Annotated in this window: 21 protein-coding genes; 15 read left to right on the top strand and 6 right to left on the bottom strand. The window is 34.2% G+C overall.

Annotated elements, in window-relative coordinates; translation table 11 throughout:
- On the top strand, positions 1–1419 hold the full coding sequence (locus AC3ISE_RS22170) for a replication initiation protein (protein WP_489224481.1): 1419 nt from the start codon (positions 1–3) through the stop codon (positions 1417–1419).
- 172 nt (positions 1420–1591) lie between these two features.
- Here the strand turns inward: AC3ISE_RS22170 and AC3ISE_RS22175 are convergent, their stop codons facing one another.
- Together AC3ISE_RS22175 and AC3ISE_RS22180 are read right to left on the bottom strand one after the other, a co-directional pair.
- On the bottom strand, positions 1592–2215 hold the full coding sequence (locus AC3ISE_RS22175) for a hypothetical protein (RefSeq protein ID WP_489224482.1): 624 nt from the start codon (positions 2213–2215) through the stop codon (positions 1592–1594).
- On the bottom strand, positions 2181–2642 hold the full coding sequence (locus AC3ISE_RS22180; RefSeq protein WP_489224483.1) for a hypothetical protein: 462 nt from the start codon (positions 2640–2642) through the stop codon (positions 2181–2183). Before AC3ISE_RS22180 ends, AC3ISE_RS22175 begins: the two co-directional genes overlap by 35 nt.
- Positions 2643–4174: 1532 nt before the next feature.
- Here AC3ISE_RS22180 and AC3ISE_RS22185 point away from each other — a divergent pair.
- From AC3ISE_RS22185 to AC3ISE_RS22195, 3 genes are all read left to right on the top strand, one after another.
- Positions 4175–4597, top strand: coding sequence for a hypothetical protein (locus tag AC3ISE_RS22185; protein WP_083328327.1), 423 nt, complete (start codon positions 4175–4177; stop codon positions 4595–4597).
- 1 nt (position 4598) lies between these two features.
- The gene (locus AC3ISE_RS22190; protein ID WP_489224484.1) at positions 4599–6047 is read left to right on the top strand and encodes an FtsZ/tubulin family protein; all 1449 of its coding nucleotides are present in this window, start codon (positions 4599–4601) and stop codon (positions 6045–6047) included.
- Between the two features lie 505 nt (positions 6048–6552).
- Complete coding sequence (locus tag AC3ISE_RS22195) at positions 6553–7539, top strand: coiled-coil domain-containing protein (RefSeq protein ID WP_489224485.1); 987 nt, start codon at positions 6553–6555, stop codon at positions 7537–7539.
- Positions 7540–7888: 349 nt separating this feature from the next.
- Here the strand turns inward: AC3ISE_RS22195 and AC3ISE_RS22200 are convergent, their stop codons facing one another.
- Positions 7889–8884: a L,D-transpeptidase family protein gene (locus AC3ISE_RS22200; RefSeq protein WP_489224486.1), complete on the bottom strand. Its 996-nt coding sequence runs from the start codon at positions 8882–8884 to the stop codon at positions 7889–7891.
- Positions 8885–9616: 732 nt separating this feature from the next.
- On the opposite strand from AC3ISE_RS22200, the gene AC3ISE_RS22205 reads away from it, so the two are divergent.
- Positions 9617–10531: a cation diffusion facilitator family transporter gene (locus AC3ISE_RS22205; RefSeq protein ID WP_489224487.1), complete on the top strand. Its 915-nt coding sequence runs from the start codon at positions 9617–9619 to the stop codon at positions 10529–10531.
- A gap of 34 nt (positions 10532–10565) precedes the next feature.
- On the opposite strand, the gene AC3ISE_RS22210 is transcribed toward AC3ISE_RS22205, so the two are convergent.
- Complete coding sequence (locus AC3ISE_RS22210; protein ID WP_489224544.1) at positions 10566–10862, bottom strand: ArsR/SmtB family transcription factor; 297 nt, start codon at positions 10860–10862, stop codon at positions 10566–10568.
- Between the two features lie 183 nt (positions 10863–11045).
- Here AC3ISE_RS22210 and AC3ISE_RS22215 point away from each other — a divergent pair, with 183 nt between their 5' ends.
- From AC3ISE_RS22215 to AC3ISE_RS22240, 6 genes are all read left to right on the top strand, one after another.
- Positions 11046–11423: an ArsR/SmtB family transcription factor gene (locus AC3ISE_RS22215; protein ID WP_489224488.1), complete on the top strand. Its 378-nt coding sequence runs from the start codon at positions 11046–11048 to the stop codon at positions 11421–11423.
- Positions 11413–13554 (top strand): heavy metal translocating P-type ATPase, encoded by a 2142-nt coding sequence (locus tag AC3ISE_RS22220; RefSeq protein ID WP_489224489.1) that lies wholly within the window; start codon positions 11413–11415, stop codon positions 13552–13554. Before AC3ISE_RS22215 ends, AC3ISE_RS22220 begins: the two co-directional genes overlap by 11 nt.
- 161 nt (positions 13555–13715) lie before the next feature.
- Positions 13716–14303: a copper resistance CopC family protein gene (locus AC3ISE_RS22225; protein ID WP_489224490.1), complete on the top strand. Its 588-nt coding sequence runs from the start codon at positions 13716–13718 to the stop codon at positions 14301–14303.
- A 3-nt stretch (positions 14304–14306) separates the two neighbouring features.
- Positions 14307–15389 (top strand): copper resistance D family protein, encoded by a 1083-nt coding sequence (locus AC3ISE_RS22230; protein WP_489224491.1) that lies wholly within the window; start codon positions 14307–14309, stop codon positions 15387–15389.
- A gap of 45 nt (positions 15390–15434) precedes the next feature.
- Positions 15435–16160 carry an urease accessory protein UreH domain-containing protein gene (locus tag AC3ISE_RS22235; RefSeq protein WP_489224492.1) on the top strand — a complete coding sequence of 242 codons (726 nt, stop codon included), beginning with the start codon at positions 15435–15437 and terminating at the stop codon, positions 16158–16160.
- Between the two features lie 963 nt (positions 16161–17123).
- Entirely contained in the window at positions 17124–17675 is a 552-nt protein-coding gene (locus AC3ISE_RS22240) for a TVP38/TMEM64 family protein (RefSeq protein WP_489224493.1), read from the top strand.
- 46 nt (positions 17676–17721) lie between these two features.
- Here the strand turns inward: AC3ISE_RS22240 and AC3ISE_RS22245 are convergent, their stop codons facing one another.
- Together AC3ISE_RS22245 and AC3ISE_RS22250 are read right to left on the bottom strand one after the other, a co-directional pair.
- A complete protein-coding gene (locus tag AC3ISE_RS22245; protein WP_489224494.1) occupies positions 17722–18105 on the bottom strand; it encodes a DUF302 domain-containing protein in 384 nt (127 codons plus the stop codon).
- Between the two features lie 80 nt (positions 18106–18185).
- Complete coding sequence (locus tag AC3ISE_RS22250) at positions 18186–18509, bottom strand: four-helix bundle copper-binding protein (RefSeq protein ID WP_191567508.1); 324 nt, start codon at positions 18507–18509, stop codon at positions 18186–18188.
- A 155-nt stretch (positions 18510–18664) separates the two neighbouring features.
- On the opposite strand from AC3ISE_RS22250, the gene AC3ISE_RS22255 reads away from it, so the two are divergent.
- From AC3ISE_RS22255 to AC3ISE_RS22270, 4 genes are all read left to right on the top strand, one after another.
- A complete protein-coding gene (locus AC3ISE_RS22255; RefSeq protein WP_489224495.1) occupies positions 18665–19330 on the top strand; it encodes a response regulator transcription factor in 666 nt (221 codons plus the stop codon).
- Positions 19331–19835: 505 nt separating this feature from the next.
- On the top strand, positions 19836–21293 hold the full coding sequence (locus tag AC3ISE_RS22260; protein ID WP_489224496.1) for a UDP-N-acetylmuramoyl-L-alanyl-D-glutamate--2,6-diaminopimelate ligase: 1458 nt from the start codon (positions 19836–19838) through the stop codon (positions 21291–21293).
- 4 nt (positions 21294–21297) lie between these two features.
- Complete coding sequence (locus AC3ISE_RS22265) at positions 21298–22458, top strand: D-alanyl-D-alanine carboxypeptidase family protein (RefSeq protein ID WP_489224497.1); 1161 nt, start codon at positions 21298–21300, stop codon at positions 22456–22458.
- Between the two features lie 57 nt (positions 22459–22515).
- A complete protein-coding gene (locus tag AC3ISE_RS22270; RefSeq protein WP_489224498.1) occupies positions 22516–23859 on the top strand; it encodes a serine hydrolase in 1344 nt (447 codons plus the stop codon).
- Positions 23860–24131 lie beyond the last annotated feature (272 nt).

The following is a 24131-nucleotide window of genomic DNA, read 5'->3' on the forward strand; positions in this document are numbered from 1 at the left end:
ATGGGTGAATTAGTTGATGGACAGCATAACGAACTTGAAAATATAGATATAAAAAATTGGGTAACGAAATCTAACGAACTAATAGAAAGTACATACAAACTCTCCTTGCAAGAACAACGGATCCTATTAGTTATGGCATCTAAGGTTCAACCAAATGACGAAACCTTAAAGACTTATCGCTTCAGGGCAAGAGACTTCATTGAAATTATTGGGAATAAAAAGGGGACAGGCTTCTATTCTTACCTCAAAGAAATAGTTAATGGACTTCAATCGAAGGTTTTAACAATAAAGGAAGATGGAAAACAAAGAAATTACAATTGGGTTATTACTTCCATCTATGAAGATAAAGAGGGATACATAACATTACAATTCCACCCGAAACTTAAATATTTATTTTTAGAACTGAAAGAAAAGTTTACTACATACCAGCTTGAGAATGTAGTGCGGTTGAACTCAGTTTATTCTATTCGGATTTATGAGTTGCTTAAGCAATATGAACGATTAAAAAAACGGCAATTTACCATTGAAGAGATCCGAAAATTACTAGCAATCGAACCCGACAAATACAAGCAGTACGGTCACTTTAAAAGTAAAGTGCTTTTGGTAGCTCAATCAGAAATTAATGAAAAAACCGATATTGAATTTATTTTTACAGAGATAAAGACTGGAAGAAAAGTAACAAGTATAGAATTTCTGATTAATAGTAAAGTCTTAAAAAGGCTAAAGGAGCTTGGTGATCAAGTAGATCTAAAAGGTAGAAGTGAAAAAGATTCTATTAGAAATCTTCCCGAAGTCAATTCGTTATTACAAGAAAGCAAGGGCCTTAGAGAAAAACTAATTGAACTTGGAGTAGAAAAAAGTAAACTAGAATGGCTCTTAAATGAGTTCACGCATGATCGAATCGAACGCAATGTAAATTATGTCACAGAGCGACTTAAAACGTCACAAATCACTCATACAGGTTCATATACTGTAAAAGCAATACAACAGGATTATGGAAATGTTATTGAGAATAATCGGATACAAAATCAAAAAACAACCAAGAAACCAATACGTTCTGAGGTGATTCCTGAGTGGATGAAAAAAAATCAAGCAGAAAAAGAAATAATGGAGAATGGATCTACTGAAAAAAAACAACAGCTATATTTTGAAAAAAGAGGAAGCCAAGAGGAATTTGAGGATTTTTTACTTAATACCAAAGAAATAAAAATTAAATTAAATAAACGTGATAAAAATAAAAAATCCCCTGAAGAATTAGATGAAAGTATTAAAAAGTCAATTATTGAGGCAATAAAAAACGATATCAAAGAAAGACAAGAAGTTGGATTGAAACCTCAACTTATCAGTGATTTTAAAAATTTAGAATTACAAGATATTTATCAGAACCTTCTTTTAGAACAGTTATCACTGAGCCTATAACCAATTTGGTTTAGTTTTGAAGATTTACATAATGGCTGCAGCTATTGTGGTCATAACAGATGAACCACCTGCACTTATCTTTATAAAAAAGATAAACAGGTGGTTTTTTATTGTGTAAAAAGGATGATTACAGGAACATGCTGCTGAAAACTCATCTTATCTTAAAAATGCATTAATCACTTAAAGCGTTGACAATGTTAGCAAGAATAGAATAGTCCCCTTTTTTTATCTGATTTAAGACATCCCTGAACCTTAGACAAATCAGCTCCTCTACAGTTAAATTAATATCAGGATGTAGTTCACTTAGATCATGCAGCAATACTTCTCCCCTTAATACGTATTTTTTTAGAATTCTAAAAGAAATAAGTCTCTCTTGATTCATTCTCTGATTTTCCTTCTTCTGGTGCATATGGCGGACAATATCATTCAATTCAATTTTATTCTCCTGATTATCGTGATAATGTGTAACCTTTATATTCCTTACCTCTAGTTCGTTCAATTTAATTCTAATGGCATTTCCTAGAGTTTCTAGAGTCATTCCATAATCAATCTGCCTTAAAAAATCCTCATAAAGTAAAATAATAAATTTGTCTATTGAAAACAACTCAATATCTTCATCTTCATCATCTAATAAATCATTAACTGTACTTACAAACACTTGGGCACGTTTAAGATCGTACTGAGGAACCCATATATCTAGACGAGCATATTTAGAGTCAAACATTCTGTTAATGATATCCCCGGTTGGAGACAGCATCACATTATTTAGAAGGTCGAATCGGCTGAACTTCTTCATGAATTAAGGATCCTCCCTTATGAAGATACTCAACGACAGATAAAACGATATTACGGATCGTTTTTCTTTCTGATACATCCCAATCAATTGCTAGGTCAACGATTAGCTGCTTTTCTAATTGATTGGGTTTAACCGTTTTATAGTTACCTGTATCTTTATACTGATCAAATTCTCTAACCACACTTCGATTCCTTAACCCATATCTAACCATCATGGTCATAAACTCTGTAATGCTACCAGCTCCAACCTTTCCTCCATATTGGATAAATAGCCTACGTAACAACTTGCTTTCTGATTCTGTAACAGGGTATTTTATTGGGCTTGTCTTATCAAATCTTGTTGCTCTGTCCGATATTTTTTTTTCGTTTCTCACTGGCTGTAAAGGTATGTCACTGAATATAGGTGCAATCATCTTATTTTTTTTCATCCTCTTCTCTCCCCCACTTCCACTGTCTGAATCATGATTATCTAAGAGTCATAATTCCATAATTCCATTTTTTTATAGTCTATGAGGGAGGATGGAGGTCTATGAGTATAAGTTTCTAATTTTTTGTCCAAACTGATTTTAAAGGAGCTGATTACAGTGAAACTAAACAAAGCATTAGCTAAAGCCATCGCAAAAGCTGGGAACAAAAGTGCAAAAAAGTTGGGGTTACAAAGTACAAAAAAGAATAAAAAATAAAGTGGATGTAAATCGAAAAAAATTAATACATCAAAGAGTCTTACAAAATACACACCTAAGATGCATATTCAATACGTGAAAAGAAACCTGGTATTTCTTTTTATTTAACTTTATGCAATTCTTATCCGGAAAGATTAAAAGGACATAGAATGGGATTAAATATGTCTTCTCCTATTCGCTTCAATATAGAGTGGTGTCAAGAAATTAGCATCATATAACCCCTCTTCACGTCACAACTAAAACAAGAAGAATTTGAAAATACAGCATTCCAACAAAGTGCCATGTGTTGCCTTCCCCCTACTCCATGATGAAGAGCAAGTAATTGCGCTGCGGCTCGCTTAAAGCGCTATTAACGCTGCAAATCATATATGATCCGTATGAAACAGATACAAATTCTTAATGTAGAAACACCACATAAAGGGAAATGGCTAGTTAATCATTGTCTTCCAGCAGACCTCTCTTCTTCAGAAGACTAACCCACTCCGAATATATTTCAGATAATACATACCCCCTTTTTTAAATAACAACAATTACTTCTAAATTATCAGTAGATCCAAAAATAATTTTGTCTGGTAGTTAATTAAACTCTAATCCAATAGGTTATAGTGTATTTGAATTGCGCTGGCAATAAGGTATATAAATTTAGTGCAAATTACAAGCGCTATACAACGTGCACTACTTAATCTGAACGGATTGTAACGAATAATAGGATGCGTTTATTAATTATCTGGCAGCTCAAACCAGAAAGTACATTCACATTCTTTCTTTATCGCTACGCAGCGGCCAAATAACCAAACCGCCAAATAAAGATTAGGGAAAATAATAGAATTTAGCATTCAGCAATACAATAATAAACAGCTAATTAAGCATTTTTATTTAGAGTCCTCTCTGAGAGTCCTTATACAGAGTCTATGTTAAGAATATTATGAAAAAAATAATACATAGTCTGATTCTAAAGACTTCATATTCAGACTCTAAATATAGAGTCTAAATAAAATTATCGGTTCTTTTAGATTGATAAAATCTTATTTTTAATAAAAGTAATTATAGATTTATATAATAAATGACGATATTCTGAATAAAATTAATAAAAAAATGACTATTTATCAATAAGGGAGTCTTTATAAAGAGTCCTTATTTAAACTCTTGTGAATTATACATTTATAGGAGATGAAAAGAGTTGTTATAGTTTGAATAAATAGATTTAGAGTCTTGTATAAGAGTCTCATATAAGGTAACATATACTAAATCATGAATATTAAGGAGGCTTTGTATAATTGATTACAGAACTTCATTTGAAGTATGAAAAGGTAGTATTCAGCGGTGAGGTCGCATCAATGTTTGCAGAAATTATCGACAAAGATGTTAGTTCAAAAAAAGTATTAGTGTATATCTCTAAAAAAGCTAAAGAGCAGCTAACACTAGACGGACCCGGAAGTGGTGTTACCATTAATGAGATCGTAGAGAATGTAGAAGTCGATCGGTCTATAAGACAGGCAGCTAGAGGGAAATCCTTTACATATAAAACAGTAAATACGAACATACAGAGAAAAACCGCAGAAAGAATTGTTGATAAATTATTGGATATGTCTTTGATCTATTATAGGCCTGTAAAACCTTATAAATTTTTATATCCAACAAGACGCGGACTACAGGTACTTGGGGAAATCAGCAAAAGAACCAAAGGAGATGAAGCATAAAATGGCTAAAACCTTCACTATTAACAAACCAGCGATCAACATGACAATGGTTGGCTTCGGACAAGCTGGAACCAGAATGGTAGATAACTTTGCAGCATTAAAAGATGATAATAACAAGCCCTTCTACAACTGCTTAGCACTAAATAGTAATGACGGTGATTTACAAGGTTTAAAGCACGTTGACAAGGCAAATCGTGTTTCATTAAATTTAGGCGGATTAGGAAAAAACCCTCAAAAAGCGATCAAGATTCTTGAAGAAAATGAAGAAGTAAATTATAAATTAAAGCAATTTATTAATGAAAGAGTAAGACCGTCTGATGACCTTGTAGTGTTTTTTGCGGGTCTTGGCGGAGGTACAGGCACCTCAACTATTGTTAGAGCGATGGATGAGTTTCATAATACTTACAATAAGCCAAAAATAAAAGAAGAATTTGAAAAACTTCAAGCTAAAGTTCCTGGCACAGAATTAAAGGATAATCTTAAGAAGTACATGAAAATAGCCTTAAAGAATGCAGAAGAAAAATTTGTTAAAGTAGGTATTATTGTTACTCTCCCATTGCGTGCAGACGGCCCAGATGCGTTAAGGCAAGTAAATGACTTTGCACAAAGAATATGGAAAGTTGCAAATGATAAGACTAAGGGTATTGCCTTTGTATTATTTGCTGATAATCAACACTTTTATGATGAATTTAAGAGGTTACCTGAGAATGAGCGTGCTGGCATAGAGAACTACCGTGACTACGCCAACATAAGAATCAGTGAAATCATACACGAACTGAATACTGCAACTACCGGTGGAGGAACTGAAGTTACCTTCGATTCTCAAGACTTTAGAAGAATTATCCTTGAGAACACAGGGTGTTTAGTCGTTAATCGCCTTTCACACCCTATAAATGAAGTTAATAACGGATATGATGTTAAGAATATGTTCATTGAAGCGATGAAAGGAAGTTCTTTTCACCAACCTATTGAATTAATGAAGCAAGATGGTGATTCAATTTATGCTTCTAAGGTACACCATATGGGCCTGCTAGCTATTTTGGATCAAAAAAAGACAATTGGTAGCGGATTTATTGATGATGCGCGTGTTGAAATAACTGAAAATCCATCTTTCTCTATCACTGGAACTGTATTTACCGGATATCTTGAAGAAAAAAATGACCATTCAGCAAGTGTTTACACATTTTATAAAACAGATGGCCTCCCTACTCGGCTATCCAAAGGGCTAGTTACGGAATTTGAAGAATTTCAGGAGCGTCAAAAAGCCATTGTTTATGAAAAATCATCCATACAAACCATTACGACTGATGATGATGATGAAGATTTTGAGTTTAACTTCGAGGATTTTGGATTAACAGATGAAGTTGCAGCATCAAAATCAAAAGATCCAGATGAAAAGGAAGAAAAACTCAATTATGAGGATATTGATTGGGATAATTTAGATGATTAATTAAGAGACCGCATAAGTTGCGGTCTTTTTCTATTTCAAATTTACGCTGCGGTCTGTCCTGCTGCCAAAATAGCGAAAAATCAGTTGCGCTACAATAAAATCAATTCAACTTCACGAAGCGCTGCACTTCGCCCGCGGCGCTACACCTTGAAAATACAACCAAATTATCAGACGCAGTAAAAATGTCTGGTAGTTAGCAGAAAACTTAAGCTGCGTTAAACTCAATCTCGAAACAAACGCTTTAGATGCGAATCAAATCGAAACCTAAACGCTTAACAGCGTATTATTGAGCTATAGCTGAATTCAATTCATTTCAATTAACTTGATTTCACTTAATAGCTGTCAAACATATGCGTTTCGATCTGGTGCAATCATATAGCGTTTTGGTTGTTTCTCGTCCACGAAGCTGTAGCGCAAATAAAAACATTGAAATATAGCGGTTTGAAGGGTAGTATTGAATATAATGTTGTAAAATTTCACAATGAATTTGTGGAGGTGATTAATAATGGAGAAGACAATGCATGAGATATTAGAGGAAATCTTTAAAGATGATCCTATACGAAAAGAAATAACAATAAATAAATTAGAAGATGAACTATTTACTAATTCAATATTAGAAATGCATCATGAAACTACATATAGCACAGTAGATACTGGTAGAATAATAGGAAGACCTGATTCAACAATAAGAAACTACTTTAGAACTGATCTATTACAATACATAGAGCCTGTTAAATTTGGAAAATATTATCGGCTGGATTATAAAAGTGTTTTTAAAATGCATATGATTCTTTTATTAATTGAAAAAGCAGGGAAATCCACATCCGATATAGCATATTTTGTAGGTATTACTCCAGGAGTCTCAGTTTCAAAAGCAAAGAGAACCGGATATGTTGTGAATAATAATGAGGAATCACTGACACCTGATACAATAACAGATGCAGATAATAGAATTTCGAGATTAGAACAATTAATGCAATATAATCAAATGAAGTTGATGTATAAAGAAGAAGAGGGGGCTCTTATTTCTTTAGAAAACAAAATCGAACTCTGCGACACGGAAATCGAATCGATTAAGCTAAAAATTACACAAAAAGAACAAGAAATTAAGATTAAACAAGTAGAAAGTAAGTATTATAGAGTCCTTGATTTATCTCTTAGAAAAGCAATCAAACAAAACGTTCCTAAACAGACTGGGTTTTTTAGCAGCCTTTTTGGTTCTTCGAAAAGCAATGAACCAGAACTGGATATGGATGAATTATTGGCAAAAGCGAAGAGGACAGCAGAACAAGAAGTAGCTGCTGCAAGTAACGAAATATTAGAGAAACAAATAGATGATTTGAATAAAGAGTTTGAAGCTAAACAAAGAGTAAAAGAAAATATTCAAGAGAAATATGAAAAACAGAAGAAAAGGTTAATTGAACTGAAAGAAAATAATTTAAAGAAATTGCAGAGTCCTGACATGGAATTACTATCAGAAGACGATTTATAACATTCATATGACAAAAAAATGCAGATAATATTGTAGATTTAATTGAAGAACAAGGTGAAATTTATAAATTATTTGAATACAAGTAACATGCAGCCAAATCTTGGCTGCTTATTTAATTTTTTCATTTCTCAAATATATAGTTCTCGAGAACTTTTATAGTAAGAATATCGATTTAAGAAACCCTTGAATTAATATAATTTAAGGGATATTTATGTTCCGAATCAGTCAGAAGATAAAATGGTAAATCAATAGAACAATAGGGCATTTTTAAGAAATGCGATTCACATTTAAGGGATGAAAAATGAAAAGAAACCTAGGTGATTTCGACATCTACCTAGGTTTTTTAATATCATATTCCAAGTGCTTTTTTCGTAGCAGGACCAACGATACCATCTACAGACAGGTTTTTGGATTTTTGGAAAGAACGAACTGCTTTTTCTGTGTTAGAACCAAAAACCCCGTCTACGCCTTTAGTGTTGTAGCCTTTTGCAGTAAGTGTACTTTGAAGTGTTTTTACTCCGGTTCCGCGACTGCCCATTTTTAAAGTACCGCTGACTTTTCCCGTGGATGGTTTATCAGGTGTTGTTGGCTTTGTTCCATCTAGTGCTTTTCTTGTTGCAGGACCAACAACACCATCCACTGTTAAGCCGCGGGATTTTTGAAACTGACGAACTGCCTGATCTGTATTATTTCCAAACGCTCCATCAATACCTTTGGTGGTAAAGCCAAGAGAAGTAAGTTTGCGTTGCAGGTCTTCAACTGCAGGACCTCGGCTACCTTTTTTCAGAATCGAACCATTATTCATTGCAGGAACAGAAGATGATACTTTGTATCCGTTCGATGCAGCAATAGAATCAAATGACTTACCTGAAGAAGTAATAATTACTGGTGTGTTGGTCGGCACTTGGCTAAACAGCCATTCTACTTCATTGTCGAACATTCGAACACAACCACTGCTAACGTATCCACCAATTGAGTTCGGATTGTTATTGCCATGAATGGCATACGTTGTACCCCATGTTCCCCTCGCATTTAATCCTAACCAACGGTTTCCAAGGGGATTACGCGGATCACCGCCTGGAATGTTGTCCTTGTAGTAAGGTCTGTTCACAATTTTATTCACAATCTTGAATTTTCCTTCAGGTGTAAGTGATTGACTTCTGCCTGTGCCTACCCTAAACACTTTTTTCAGCTGACTGTTTTCATAATACGCAAGCTGATTAGTGCTCTTGTTGATGATGATGAATTTGCTTCCTGCTGCAGATGCATAACTCAAATCTAAACTAAAAATCATAAGAAAAGATAACACAAAAAGAATAAACATTTTCTTAATCACGGTCCCCATCCCCCTTATTCACCTGTATTCAACCTATATAACGAAGGATATTTCAATATTGTTCCATTAATTAACAATATTTTGAAAATAAAAAACAATCATATAAGATTGAATTAATCACTTAAAAAATTGGTCTTAAGCAATTGGACAATTGAGTTGAATAAGAAATTCTAAGGAACTTTTCTAATAAATACTCGCCTTATTAAATAAAGGGGTATAAATATGAAATATCAAACGGCAAGGATGTTCAAAAGGTAAGGGATATTCCAGATAAAACTGATTGGGAAAATGCAGTTGTAAATATTTCGAGTTCTTATGATTACCGATTTTTTTCAGTTTAAGAACCCTGAAATAGAACTCAATTAGCTGAAGAAAATTCGAACTATTGGTTAATTTTTTAATTTGGTGATAAAGTGGTTAACTTAATATAGTAGTTATTAAATCAGCAATTGAAAGCTATAATTGAAGAACAAAGGGAACTTCCAGTTAGAATGGAGTTCTCTTCTTTTTGTGCTGTCATATAACATACATGTATTAAATGTCAAAGAAAATAGAACACTCATTAGCAGCCAGCGATTTGAACCATTCTATAGAACCGATAACTATCAGCTTTAAATTATTTAGAACTTCTGTAATTTTTTTGTGAAAAAGAAAGAAAATATAAATAAGTCTTGAAAATATAATGGCTCTTTGGAATAATACATATATGAACATATAATCATATAACGAGGAAGTGAAATTATGGGACATTCACATGATCATCACGATCACGGTGGACATCACCATCACACGAATAACAAAAAGGCATTATTGCTGTCATTCATCATTATTACTGTCTATATGGTAGTGGAAGTGATTGGCGGTATCCTGACAAATAGCCTGGCTCTGTTATCAGATGCAGGGCATATGTTAAGTGATGCGGCAGCATTGGGTTTAAGCTTTTTGGCTATAACGTTCGGAGCAAAGGGATCATCAAGTTCAAAGACATTTGGTTATCAAAGGTTCGAAATTCTTGCAGCCTTTATTAACGGGATCACTTTAATTGTTATCTCACTCTATATTTTTTGGGAAGCTTATCAGAGGTTTTTAAATCCGCCTGAAGTTATCAGCTCAGGAATGCTCTTGATTTCTACAATTGGATTACTTGTAAATATTATTGCTGCGTATATTCTTATGCGGGGGGATAAAGATGAAAACCTGAATGTTCGAAGTGCATTTTTGCATGTAATAGGAGATATGCTGGGCTCGGTTGGAGCCATCATCGCGGCTCTTCTTATTATGTTCTTTGGGTGGAGTTTAGCAGATCCCATCGCAAGTATCATTGTGGCCATATTAATTATTATTAGCGGTTTTCGTGTGACAAGGGACTCGTTTCACATTTTAATGGAAGGGGTACCTGGCAACTTAAAAATTGAAGACATACGAAACGCTTTATTAAATATGGATGAAGTTAAGAATGTCCATGATTTACACGTATGGTCGATTACATCTAATTTTCCTGCTTTAAGCTGTCACCTGGTTGTTGAAGAAGGAACCGATAATCAAGAAATTCTAAAGAAAACCAATCAATTGTTACACGATACCTTCCATTTGGAACATACAACCATTCAAATAGATGAAAAAGAATCTTCCTGCAGTGAAAATTGCTGCAATTAAAAAGAGGAGACGTTATGTTTTCGTCTCCTTTTATCTAGTGCCTAGCATGTTCAATTGTTTGATTTAGAAGGTCAATGACATGCTCATCATCACAAGAGTAATAAAGGGTTGTACCTGCTCTGCGGAATTTCACCAGCCGAATATTTTTTAAAAATCGGAGTTGATGAGAAACAGTGGATTGGAGGAGAGATAATTTTTCTGCTATTTGATTAACTGGATGTTCACCCTGTATTAATAGGTTTAAAATTCTTAATCTTGTTGGATCGGATAACGCCTTAAAGGTTTGTGAAGATATGAGTAACGTTTCTTCGTCTAAATCTTGAAAATCAATCGGAGTATTAACTTCTTTCTCTGGATGTTTAATAGGAATCCCTCGTTTCTTGCACTCTTTCTTCAATTATAAGAAAGTCATAATATGAATACAAATGAAAAACATTCAAACAAATGATTGACCATTTTGAAATTTCATCATACACTAATATTCAAATGAATGTTTGAACATTGAGGTGAGAGTATGAAAACTAAAAGTCAGGATATATGCGAAATAACCTGTGTCGATAGTGAAAAAGTACAACGACTTAAAGCACAAATTGATGATCAAGAGACTTCGAATATCGCAAAAATCTACAAAGCTTTAGCTGATGATACGAGAGTGAAGATTGCGTTCGCGCTCTCTTTAGAAGAAGAACTATGTGTATGTGATGTTGCGCATATTGTAGGTGCAACGACTGCAACAGCTTCCCATCATCTGAGGCTCCTTCATAATCTAGGACTTGCTAAGTACCGGAAAGAAGGAAAGCTTGTTTATTATTCACTGGATGATGACCATGTGAAACAGCTTATACAAATTGCTTTTGCTCATCAAAAGGAGTTGAGTTATCGTGGCAAATGAAGGATTGGATCAAACGGCTGAAAAAAATGTGTACCGCGTACAAGGATTTACATGTGCTGGATGTGCAGGGAAATTTGAACGAAATGTTAAAGAGTTAAACGGGGTTCATGATGCAAAAGTTAATTTTGGCGCTGCTAAGTTGACAGTGGTAGGAAATGCGAGTGTTAAAGAATTAGAGAAAGCAGGGGCATTTGAAAATCTTAAACTATCACCTGAAAAAGGGAAAGTTCAAGCTGTAAAAGAACCTTTTATGAAGAAGTATGGATCTTTACTTGCTTCTGGACTATTTATTGCTATAGGGTATTATGCGATGATGACGTATGGGGAAGAAAGTGCTCAATCTATTCTTGCCTTTCTAGCAGCTATCATCATTGGAGGATATTCTCTGTTTATCGTCGGGCTTAAAAATCTGATCCGATTTGAGTTTGATATGAAAACGTTAATGACGATTGCCATCATTGGTGCTGCTATTATCGGTGAATGGAGCGAGGGAGCAATCGTTGTCATTTTATTCGCAATCAGTGAAGCATTAGAATCTTATTCGATGGATAAGGCACGTCAATCCATCCGTTCCCTGATGGATATCGCACCTAAGGAAGCTCTTGTTCGCCGTAACGGAATTGAAAGCATGATTTCGGTTGATGACATCGAAGTTGGGGATGTCATGATTGTCAAACCAGGTCAAAAGATTGCGATGGATGGTTTGGTTGTCAAAGGAATTTCAGCGGTGAATCAAGCTGCTATAACTGGGGAATCTGTCCCTGTTGAAAAAGGGATAGATGATGAAGTTTTTGCAGGAACATTAAACTCTGAGGGCTTATTAGAAGTCAGAGTTACCAAACATGTTGATGACACAACAATCGCAAAAATCATTCACCTTGTTGAAGAGGCTCAGGCAGAACGTGCTCCATCACAAGCTTTTGTAGATCGATTTGCGAAGTGGTATACCCCAGCTATTATGGTTGTTGCTGCACTTGTGGCTATTATGCCTCCTCTTTTCTTAGATGCCAGCTGGGAAACGTGGATTTATCAAGGATTAGCTGTACTCGTAGTCGGTTGTCCGTGTGCTTTAGTTATTTCAACGCCTGTTTCAATTGTGACAGCTATTGGTAATGCTGCAAAAAATGGCGTATTAATCAAAGGCGGAGTCTATTTAGAAGAAATGGGTGCATTAAAGGCAATTGCTTTTGATAAAACGGGTACACTTACAAAAGGTGTACCTGCTGTTACAGATTTTGAAATGTTAAATCCAAGTGTTGATGACAAAGAAATGCTGTCAATTATTACTGCATTAGAAAATGGTTCTCAGCATCCTCTAGCCTCAGCCATAATGAAAAAAGCAGAACAAGAAGGAATTGACTATAAGAGTATTCAAGTAGAAGAGTTTAAATCTATTACAGGCAGAGGCATCAAAGGGATGATTAATGGAAATTCCTATTACATCGGCAGTCCCAAACTCTTTGATGAATTGTTGCAAGGCAAGATACCAAATGATGTGAAAGAACGTGTCTTAGCTTTACAAAATCAAGGGAAAACCGTTATGGTAATTGGTACAAACACAGCCCTCCTGTCGATTTTAGCTGTGGCTGATGAGGTACGTGAGAGCAGTCAAAGTGTCATTAAACGTTTACACGAACTTGGCATCAAAAAGACAATCATGCTGACAGGTGATAATCAAGGTACCGCAAACGCGATTGGAAAAGAAGTAGGAGTATCTGATATTCAGGCTGAGTTATTGCCACAGGATAAATTAGAGACTGTGAAAAAATTAAGAAGTGAATATGATCGAGTCGCAATGGTCGGAGATGGCATCAATGATGCGCCAGCATTAGCTTCTTCAACAGTTGGCATCGCGATGGGTGGGGCCGGAACTGATACAGCTCTGGAGACAGCTGATGTTGCGTTAATGGGAGATGATTTAAGAAAACTTCCATTCACGATTGAGCTTAGCCGTAAAGCACTTACAATTATTAAACAGAACATCACATTTGCTTTAGGAATTAAGTTGCTTGCTTTATTACTTGTTATTCCAGGCTGGTTGACCTTATGGATTGCCATTTTTGCAGACATGGGTGCAACGTTACTTGTTACATTAAATAGTTTAAGACTTTTAAGAGTAAAGGATAAGTGATTAATAGGCTTTCTAAATGAAAGCCTTTTTGCTTGTAAAGACCACTAAAATGTCCAGCAAAGGTTTACAAAATTGTAGAAAATGATATCTGTTTGCTGTTTGATTAGGCGTTATGATAAGGATATGCATATTAGATTATTTCAAAAAGAAGGTGGATCAGTATGAAAAAAATCACACTACTATTATTCTTTATTTTAATTCTTATACCTACCATGGCATCTGCCCATACAGCCCTCACATCTTCAAATCCTGAAGAAGGAGAAGTAGTGCAAGGGAGTTTGAATAAGGTAAGTGTTCAATTTGAAACGGAGATTGAAGAAATCAGTACAATAAAACTGATTAAAGAGGATCAAGAAATTCCTTTTCAAGAAGTGAAAGTAGAAAGCCAGCAAATGATCGGCAAATTAAAAGAGCCCTTAGCAAATGGAACTTATACCATTCAATGGACGATTGTCGGTGAGGATGGTCATCCGATCAGTGGAGAAGTACCTTTCTTAGTAAAAGGAACTGAACCAGCTGTTGATTCCAATTCTCCAGAACAAGATCAAAATACAAAAGAAGAATTTAAAGACGAAACTAAAGAGGAAACTAATAAAGAAATAGCTGAAAGTAATTCATCAACTGAGAATAATCCTAAAGAAAAACAAGATAAAGAGACCGAGGAATCTCTCTTTGTTTTAGTGCTAATTGTTGCTTTCACAATTATTTTAGGAGTAAGCATCGGACTCATTTTCAAAAAGAAGAGGTAAATTATGAATCTATTTGTTCCCGTTACTGAATTTTTTCTTTATGTTCTTTTTTCTTTTATAGTCGGACATGTTGCCTTGCAGTTTGTGCCTGAATCAAACAAGCCGAACATTGTTGTAAGCAAGCCGGTATTGCTTTTAGCCACTCTCGGAATTATCGTTTTTTCATTTGGTCCTGTACTGCAAGTCATTCTTTATTTTTCGGAGAGTGTTGGACTAGGTTTAACGGCGTTCTCAGTGCTTACCAAATTTCAAGTGGGAATTGCGTGGATATTTACAGGCTTTATAGCAACTTTTTTATGGATGACCATATACGTAGAAGGTTCTAAATATATTCAAGCGTTTTGGTTAATTCTTATGATTCTTGCGGTAGGGTATGCGAGTCATGTGGCTTCCTTATCTTTCTGGTCAGGTTTTATCACTCATTCCCTTCATTTTACTGTGATCACCCTTTGGGTAGGTATTCTTATCCAAGTTTCATGGTTTTCGAAAGAGGCTAAAAATTGGGCAGCCTTTTTAAAATGGTTTACTCCTTTTTCGATTGGTCTCTTAATTGTTACGATAGTTACTGGTTTAATTCTTATGTTCTTTGTGGTTACTCCAAAGGATTATACCAATTCATGGGTACTCCCATATGGACAGATGCTGTTACTTAAGCACATCAGTATCATACCTGTTCTATTATTTGCATTCATAAATGGCGTTTTAGCTAAAAAATCGTATTCAAACCCTTTATGGGATCCTAAACCTTGGATTCGAACGGAGAGCATTAGTTTATTCCTTGTCTTCTTTTTTACAGGTGTTTTAGGTACCTTATCTCCTGCAGCTCATGATGTTGCCACAACGTTTAAATCCGAAGGTGCTGCACCTTTTGTGGAGTTTTTAACAGGAAATGAAATTATGGTTCCGATACAAACTGAGCTTGTGCCTACGATAGAAGGTATGACCTTGATTGCAATGTCAGCTCTATTTCTTTTAATGATCGTCATCAGTTTTTATAAACAAGTCAAACCAATCGTTGCATTTGGTTTTGGTATTTGTTTTTTAATAACCATGTACCTTGGAATTATGCTGAATCTTAGTGTTTAAATGTATTCTTAACTTATAAAATCTACTGATAAGGAAAAATAAGTCATGTATACATTGATCAGTCAATTTAGTAACGTTTTTACGCAGCCGTTTATGAATCTGTATTATAGTTTGGAAAACATTTCAGTTGCTGCAGCCCTAATCCTAGGAATAGTGGGATCATTGGCTCCTTGTCAATTAACGGCCAATACTAGTGCCTTCATGATTTACGGGAGCCGTTCAGTAAACAAAGGGGTATCATGGCCGCATATCTTATTATTTCTTTTTGGGAAAATGATTGTATTTAGTACTCTAGGTTTAGTTGTCTGGATGCTAGGGAATGAAGTGGAACAATTGCTAATTGGTCTATTTCCCTGGGCAAGAAAGCTTACTGGACCTTTACTGATTGTAGTTGGATTGGTTTTACTGGAAGTTATCAAACTGAAAAAAACCATTCAATTAGGAAATATTCCTGAAAAGTTCATAAAAGGAAAGTTAGGTTCTTTTCTAATGGGGATCAGTTTTTCATTGGGGTTTTGTCCAACTATGTTTGTCTTGTTTTTCGTTACATTGATGCCAATGGTATTATCAGAACCAATAGGTTTTATTTTGCCTAGCATCTTTGCATTAGGAACGACTCTTCCGATCATTTTTATCATTTTTATCATTTGGTATTTGGAACTTGATAAAAAGGCTATGAAAAAGAGCAGAAAAATAGGATCTGTTGTCAAAAGAATTACAGGAGTCATCCTTATTATGATTGGTTCAATCGATACACTTTATTATTTTTAGGGAGACTACAATATAAAAAGACCAATTCGTTTTTGCGAATTGGTCTTTCTATAGTATTTTTAAAGGAAATGTTCATTCTCCAGCCATTGTTTTCTTTTTTATAAATAATTTCATCTGAATATGTCAGCTGAAGCTTTTTCTATCACAGGACTGCCTTTATAGAACACTTGCTGATACGATGTATAGGGCTTTAAAATAAGTTATAAATATATCAAAATTTTTAATAGAAGTGATGTAACATCCTTAATTCATTAATAAATTTTAGACAATAAGGAGCTATCGATGATTCTATTTATTATTTTTATGGCATGTATAGGATTGATTCTGTCGATTATAGGATCAATACTCATAATAAAAGATGTAAAAAGGTCAATGAGAGAACGTATGAAAATTGAATCCGGAAATAGTTGATCTGTTTTTTAAACGTAACATCTTTAAGGAGGATGCTTTTGTGGACAAAAGGGCTCTTTATTTAATTTCTTCCATCCTTTTTATTTTTTCTTGGTTCATATTTTCTCATATATACTCCGAGCCTGATGACTGGTGGTCTATTCATTCACTAGGACAGTCAATAACGAACTCTTATCATTCAATTATTTCTTGGACTAAAGTTTCATTTTTAACTATAATCTGTTTGGGATTAGCTTATTTTGCATACAAAATTTTATTTATAAAACGCAAATGAGAGTTAGTAAAAATTACAAATCACTTATATTTTTACAATATTCATCCTGACTGGCGCCGTTCAAGATATCCTTAACGGCGCCTAATTGTTTTTAATGATAGTTAGAGACTGTTATAACTATTAGAACCATTAAATGATTAAAATGAAATGCCAATATCACAAAAATTATGACTTGCTGTTTTTGCAAATTTGATCCAGTTAGATAAATGAAAAAGACGATAGAATCAGTAAAAATTTACAAAGATGAGGATATTTCAATATCTTGAGGTGACATCATAATGACAGAAGAATTAGTTAAGATTTTAGAAAATCATTCTTCTATAGCAATAATAATAAGTATCCTTATAAATATTATAATTTCAATTGCAGGTGTTGTGCCAAGTGTGTTTGTCACTGCTGCTAACCTTACCTTTTTTGGTTTTTGGCAAGGAACATTTATCTCTTTTATTGGTGAAACATTAGGTGCTTTAATTGCCTTTTATCTATACCGTAAAGGATTTAAACGGATATCGCATGAAAAGTTAAAAGGGTACCCACGTGTGAACTCCCTCATGCATCTTGAAGGCATAGATGCATTTTTACTTATTTTATCATTACGAATTATGCCTTTTATTCCATCTGGAATTGTTACCTTTTTTTCTGCAATTGGAAGTGTTTCTGTCATTGGTTTTTTCCTTGGGAGCACAATAGGCAAATTACCGGCATTGCTTTTGGAGTCATATGCTGTTTATCAAGTCACAACAGTAAGTGTTCAAGGGAAAATAATTATGAGTCTAGCTGCATCTTATGGGATATTTATATGCTATCGAAACATAAAGAAAAAGAAGTGAGGACCTATAAAAAACAGTGGAACCTGCTGTAAAAGAAGGTTCAGCATTAAGGAAGTTTTTCAATACATTTAATTAAACGCGCTTCAATATCAGAAGCTATCTTTTCAAGATTATGATCCTCTAACATTTGAATAAGTGAGGTAGGTTTTGGCATCCCGATTTTAGTAGAACCTTCCTCACTATAAACAATTATTTTGCAAGGAAGAAAGTAACTTGCCAGTAAAGTTTCCTCTAATACCTTTTTGGCTTCAAAAGGATTACAAACCTCCAAAATGACAATTTCCTCAGAAAAATTGACTCCTTTGTCGTTTAATTTATCTTTTAAGTTGAGATTCCAAAGCACTCCAAAGCCTTTCTCTTCTAACAATTTAGTAATTGCATATACATTATCATTGACTGTACCATTTAATGTCTTAGTATAATGAAACATTCTGTCCTCTCCCTCTACTCATAATAAAAGAGCACCTGTATGAATTACCAGGTGCCTTTAAAAGTTGTTGCAATTATTTTTTAAGACGCCATTTTCCGGCATTCTTCCGCACATTTATAGCAGGCTTCGGCACATTTTTGACAATGATCATGATCATGTTTCTTACACTCATTCCCACATGCTTCACAAATTTCTGCACACAATTGACATATTTGTTGAGTAAATTGGCTGTTTCGCATCATAGCTTGAGCTGCAAATGCACAAATATCGGCACATTCTCGGTCTAGACGAATGCATTCTTTCATCATGTTTACATCTTCTTCTGATAGGCATTTGTCGAAACAAACATTACAGGCTTCTACACATTCTAAACAGGCTTTAATACATTCATAATGGTTATTCATGATAACATCTCCTTTAAATTTGCTTACGCTTAATATATTTCCCAATTAAAATAAAATAAAACTCAATAATTCGCCTATGGAAAAACTCCATTATTTCTGCACAATTTCTATTCATAATAAAGCTAGTGAATGAAATTGAAGGGAGGGGAATTTCTATGAGATCTATTCTATTTATTGGAGAAGAAACACATAGTCAAAAACAATTATCAGCGATGTTTGTTTTGCAAGGTTTTCGTTTTATGCAAACAATTGATTTAAAAGAAGCAACAGACCTTCTTCAAAAAGAAGCCGTAGACCTTATTCTATTAGATATAAAAGAGCACTCTCAATATGGAACAGAATGTAGCCATCAGATAAGATCGATTTCAAATGTCCCGATCTTTATAATATCTTCTAATATGAATAAAAATGATATCTTGAATGCATATCACTCAGGAGTAGATGATTTTATTAGCAAACCATTCGATATTGAAATACTTATGGCCAAGATAAACACAGTTTTAAGAAGAACATATAGAATTTCTGCTTTAAACTTTAAAGGACTTGAATTAGACGATAAATCTTATGAAATTAAATATCAGGGTGAATTAATCCATACGACTAAAAAGGAATTTTCCATTATAGAAAATTTTCTGAAGAATCTTAACCAGGTTTTTTCTAGAGAGGAATTAATCATGCAATTCTGGGAATACAAGAATCTAGATAATCGAACAGTTGATTCACATATGCGGAATATAAGAGATAAATTGCGAAGCGTTCAGTTTCCTGTAGAAGAGCATTTGATAACTGTATGGGGATCCGGATATAAATGGATTGAATAATCCTAAATAATGAGTTATATAAGTCCAATCGAATTCTTAAGAATTAATTTGTTGTAAGGATGCTATTAATCCTGTTGATTTCAGTTTTTTGTGATTTATTGGAATAGGAGTTTATAAATTTTATGAAAAAGGCTTTTGCAATTACTACCATCATTCTTATCATATTCGGCATTGTTTTAGGAATAATAATGTATTCAACCTTATGTATCCATCCCTAAATAGGATTTTTCCAGTAAAAGAAGGATATAGCTTTTCTTAACATTACTTTCTATATTCGTAAGAAGATCGAGGATAGGATAATTCTATAGTAATCAATCCTTTCCTAGATTTGGAGAGGATTTTGTATTTAATAGATTTGAATAACAATATTTTAAATAGTGTAAATGTCATTTAGATTAAATATGTAAAGGATAGATAACAAACTATGTTTCTACATAATTTCTCCACAATTTACACCTAAACTATCGAAGGGATAAGTGATTTTAGGTGAGGAGTTAATTCCAACATGAAAATACAAAAATTAATCAAGGATATAGAGATATTAAATAGTCCCGACATAGATCAACATTTAACCATCAATGGTTTAACTGACAACTCAGCTGAAGTTAATCAAGGATATGTATTTGTAGCCATAAAAGGGTTTAGCGCCGATGGACATAATTATATAGATCAAGCAATCCAGACAGGTGCCTCGGTTATAATCGGAGAAATAGATATGCCTGAGCTCCCGGTACTTTATATAAAAGTGAAAAATAGCAGAAAGGCGCTGGGACTATTATCTAAGAATTTTTATAAAAATCCTTCTTTAAACAAAGTAGTAGTTGGGGTTACTGGAACTAATGGAAAAACGACAATCAGCTACTTATTAAAGTCTATTCTTGAATTCAATGGAATATCCTGTTCCCTTATTGGCACCATTGAAAATGTAATAAATGGTGAGACCCTAAATTCCTCTAATACCACCCCTAGTTCCCTTGAACTGCATAAACTTCTTTCGAAAAGCAAAGATTCAGTTGTCGTAATGGAAGTATCTTCCCATGGTCTAAACCAAGATCGATTAGAAGGTATTGAATTTGATGTTTGTTTATTTACAAACCTAGAACATGAACACCTCGATTATCATGGTTCGATCGAAGAATACTTTTATACGAAATATACGCTTTTTGAAAAAATGAAATCAAAGGGAACAGCAGTTGTGAATACAGACGATTTTTGGGGTGAAAAGCTGAATGCTCTATTACAATCTAATGGGAAAAATGTTTTATCAATAGGGAAGTCAAAAGAGTGTTCTTTAAGAATAGTAGATGCCGAAGAATCAATTGCTCCATTCATATGTGTAGAAGACCAATTTGAAAAAATAAAGATTGGATTTCCAATGCCTGGAATTCACAACTTATATAATGCTGTGATGGCATATGCGACATCAAAACTGTTAGATATTAAGAAGGAAAACAGTATATTGGCTCTTCAACATTTTCCGGGAGTAAATGGTCGTTTTGAAATCTATCCCCAGCCAAATGGAGCTACAGCCGTAATTGACTACGCACATACTGCAGATGCATTTCTTCATTGTTTAACGACAGCCAAAAAATGCGGTGCGGCAAGAGTGATTCATATATTTGGATTCAGAGGAGATCGAGATGAAGACAAGAGGAAAGAAATGATAAGTATATCATCTGAGTTAAGTGATCTTTATATTCTTACATTAGATGACTTAAATTCTATTCCATTAAATGATATGTTAAAACATCTTCATAGAGTTAATGAACAATTTGGAAAAAGAAATGGATTGGTCATTCCGGATCGGACACTTGCAATTAAAGAGGCATTAGAGTTTAGCAGAGAAGGGGATTGGATTTTGATTACAGGTAAAGGACATGAGAAATATCAGCATCAATTCAAAATACCTGCTCAATCAGATAAAGACACAATCCTATACATCAATAACCACAAGAGCAGGTGACAAATTGAAATTTCTTCTATTATTTGCAGTTTTCATTATTTCCATGAGTTTTATTCAGTTAAATCAGGTTTTGGCATCCAGTCATGATCGATCTCCCGCAATTCAAAGCGAATCTGCCATACTGATTGATGCGAAGACAGGAAAGATATTATTTGAAAAAAATTCAGACAAACAAATGTATCCCGCAAGCCTTACTAAAGTGGCCACAGCCATTTATGCAATAGAAAAAGGGGATTTAGATGATATTGTTACAGTAAGTCAGAACGCGATAGAGGCTGAAGGTACTAGAGTCTATTTAGAAGAAGGAGAACAAGTTCCTTTAAAAAAGCTAATACAGGGCTTACTGATTAATTCAGGAAATGATGCAGGTGTAGCGATTGCGGAACATTTAGATGGCAGCGTGTCTGTTTTTTCAGAAAACATAAATGAGTATTTAAAGAAAAATATAGGCGTTACAAATACAAATTTTGAAAACCCACATGGCTTATTTAATCCAAAACATCTGACAACGGCAGAGGATTTTGCAAAAATCACTCAGTACGCGATTCAAAATAAATCGTTTAAAGAAATCTTTGGAACAAAAGAACTGAAATGGAAAGGTCAGACGTGGGATACCACTCTCTTTAATCACCATAAATTAATGCGAGAAATACCTTATGAAGGTGTAAATGGAGGAAAGACGGGTTATGTTGACCAATCAGGACACACTTTAGTTACCACTGCAAAGAGGGGGAAATTAAACTTAATAGCTGTAACATTTAAAGGTTCCTCCCAAACAGCTGCTTATTCCGATACAGTCAACCTATTAGAATATGGTTTTGAAAATTATCAAACAACGACGATAGCAAAAGGAAAAAAGTACGAGATCGATGATAAAGAGTTCGCCGCACCAAAGAACCTCTATTATAGCCATCCAATTGGTTCTCAAGTAACAGAAGTAATGAACAAAAATGGAACATTGGAAATATTAAACCAAGATCAAGAGGTTATTAGTGAATTCAGCTTAGAGTTAATAAATAAGACAGATGAACCTAATGCAGTAGAGGCATCAATAAAAAGGAATCCAGTTGATTTAGAGAATCATATTTCAAAAATTATTTTTTTATCTATGGGCTTAGCAGCTGGAATAGTTGGTCTTTTCTATAATCAAGTTCGAAAAATTTAGTTCTTAATAGTATTATTTGATCATTAAAAAAACATCATTGGCGGAGGTCGCTTTAAATTGAAATACAAACACGTTATACAGATAGTATGCACTCTTTTAGTAATAACTTTTATATTAAACGGGGTACAACCAAGAAAAGCAGAAGCTGCTGAGAGTGACGCCTTAAATATAAATGCGAAAGGGGCTATATTAGTTGAAGCCTCCACGGGCAAAATACTTTACAGCAAAAACTCAGATGAACAATTGCCAATTGCCAGCATGGCTAAAATCATGACGGAACTCTTGGTCTTAGAAGCTATTGATAATAATAAAATTAAATGGGATCAGGAATACGCTCCAAGCGACTATGTCTATCAAATTTCACAAGACAGAGGGCTCTCCAATGTGCCATTAAGAAAAGAAGGATCATATACCGTTAAAGAATTATTTGAAGCTATGGCTATTTATTCTGCAAACGGTGCAGCCATTGGACTAGCGGAAATCGTTGCCGGATCTGAAACGAATTTTGTGGAGCTGATGAATAAGAAAGGAAAAGAACTGGGTTTAGAAAATTTCACATTCGTTAACTCAACTGGTTTAGAGAATAAAGACTTGCTGGGACAGCACCCTGAAGGAACAGATGTCAACGATGAAAATAAAATGTCCGCCAGAGATATGGCGCTTCTTTCGCAAAAATTAATAGCTGAGTACCCAGAAGTGCTGAAAACAGCAAGTATTTCCAGAAAGATTTTTAGAGAAGGTACTGATGATGCAATCAATATGGATAATTGGAACTGGATGCTAAAAGGCTTGTTATTTGAAACTGAAGGAGTAGACGGTTTGAAAACTGGATCAACAGATTCAGCAGGGTCATCATTTACTGCTACAGCAGAGCGAAGCGGAATGCGTATTATTACAGTAGTATTGAATGCAGATAGTGAAGATGGTGACCTTAGAACATCACGATTCAAAGAAACTAAAAAAATGATAGACTTTGCATATAACAATTTTGCAATGAAAGACGTGTTTCCAAAAAACTATTCAATCAAAAATGATTCGAATTTATCTGTTATAGATGGCAAAAGCAAAGACGTAGCCATCCAAACAACTAAATCATTAAACATAGTAGTAAAAAATGGTGAAGAAAAATCCTATAAACCTGCATATGTTTTTAACAAAGATATAGTCAAACAAGATACTAAAGTCAAAGCCCCTATAAAAAAAGGTTTAAAGGTAGGTTATATGAAAGCAGAGTTCACTGGTGAAGGGAAAGATTTGGGGTATCTTGAAGAAAATAATGGAGCGTCTGTTGATATAGTTACTACAAAAGGTGTTGAAAAGGCGAATTGGTTTGTATTGGCTTTAAGAGGAATTGGAGGATTTTTTAGTGGGCTATGGGGTACTGTAATAGATGCAATATAATAATACTTTTTCATGATAGATATTAAACAATGGTAAATAAATGGTTAGCTTAAAAGTAGATAAGCTTCTTAATTTATGGCGATTCCTCTATGAAGGAACGCCTTTTTTATGATTTATTTTATGGCAGCTAAGGTAGTGATGTATCAAAATGTTTATGAGTAATCAAGAAAAAAGACGAGCATTTGTTTTCTTTATAGGATAAGTTTTGTTAAATAAGAAGTTGGTGCCTATTTTTTCAACTAATACCCTTTTTTATATTTCAGAGCATAGAT

The organism is Metabacillus sp. KH_069 (assembly GCF_057838075.1).

Excerpts from the sequence above, each read along its gene's own strand:
- AC3ISE_RS22170 (WP_489224481.1), top strand. The coding sequence starts at position 1 with ATGGGTGAATTAGTTGATGGACAGCATAACGAACTTGAAAATATAGAT.
- AC3ISE_RS22175 (WP_489224482.1), bottom strand. The coding sequence starts at position 2,215 with ATGAAGAAGTTCAGCCGATTCGACCTTCTAAATAATGTGATGCTGTCT.
- AC3ISE_RS22180 (WP_489224483.1), bottom strand. The coding sequence starts at position 2,642 with ATGAAAAAAAATAAGATGATTGCACCTATATTCAGTGACATACCTTTA.
- AC3ISE_RS22190 (WP_489224484.1), top strand. The coding sequence starts at position 4,599 with ATGGCTAAAACCTTCACTATTAACAAACCAGCGATCAACATGACAATG.
- AC3ISE_RS22195 (WP_489224485.1), top strand. The coding sequence starts at position 6,553 with ATGGAGAAGACAATGCATGAGATATTAGAGGAAATCTTTAAAGATGAT.
- AC3ISE_RS22200 (WP_489224486.1), bottom strand. The coding sequence starts at position 8,884 with ATGGGGACCGTGATTAAGAAAATGTTTATTCTTTTTGTGTTATCTTTT.
- AC3ISE_RS22205 (WP_489224487.1), top strand. The coding sequence starts at position 9,617 with ATGGGACATTCACATGATCATCACGATCACGGTGGACATCACCATCAC.
- AC3ISE_RS22215 (WP_489224488.1), top strand. The coding sequence starts at position 11,046 with ATGAAAACTAAAAGTCAGGATATATGCGAAATAACCTGTGTCGATAGT.
- AC3ISE_RS22225 (WP_489224490.1), top strand. The coding sequence starts at position 13,716 with ATGAAAAAAATCACACTACTATTATTCTTTATTTTAATTCTTATACCT.
- AC3ISE_RS22230 (WP_489224491.1), top strand. The coding sequence starts at position 14,307 with ATGAATCTATTTGTTCCCGTTACTGAATTTTTTCTTTATGTTCTTTTT.
- AC3ISE_RS22235 (WP_489224492.1), top strand. The coding sequence starts at position 15,435 with ATGTATACATTGATCAGTCAATTTAGTAACGTTTTTACGCAGCCGTTT.
- AC3ISE_RS22240 (WP_489224493.1), top strand. The coding sequence starts at position 17,124 with ATGACAGAAGAATTAGTTAAGATTTTAGAAAATCATTCTTCTATAGCA.
- AC3ISE_RS22245 (WP_489224494.1), bottom strand. The coding sequence starts at position 18,105 with ATGTTTCATTATACTAAGACATTAAATGGTACAGTCAATGATAATGTA.
- AC3ISE_RS22250 (WP_191567508.1), bottom strand. The coding sequence starts at position 18,509 with ATGAATAACCATTATGAATGTATTAAAGCCTGTTTAGAATGTGTAGAA.
- AC3ISE_RS22255 (WP_489224495.1), top strand. The coding sequence starts at position 18,665 with ATGAGATCTATTCTATTTATTGGAGAAGAAACACATAGTCAAAAACAA.
- AC3ISE_RS22260 (WP_489224496.1), top strand. The coding sequence starts at position 19,836 with ATGAAAATACAAAAATTAATCAAGGATATAGAGATATTAAATAGTCCC.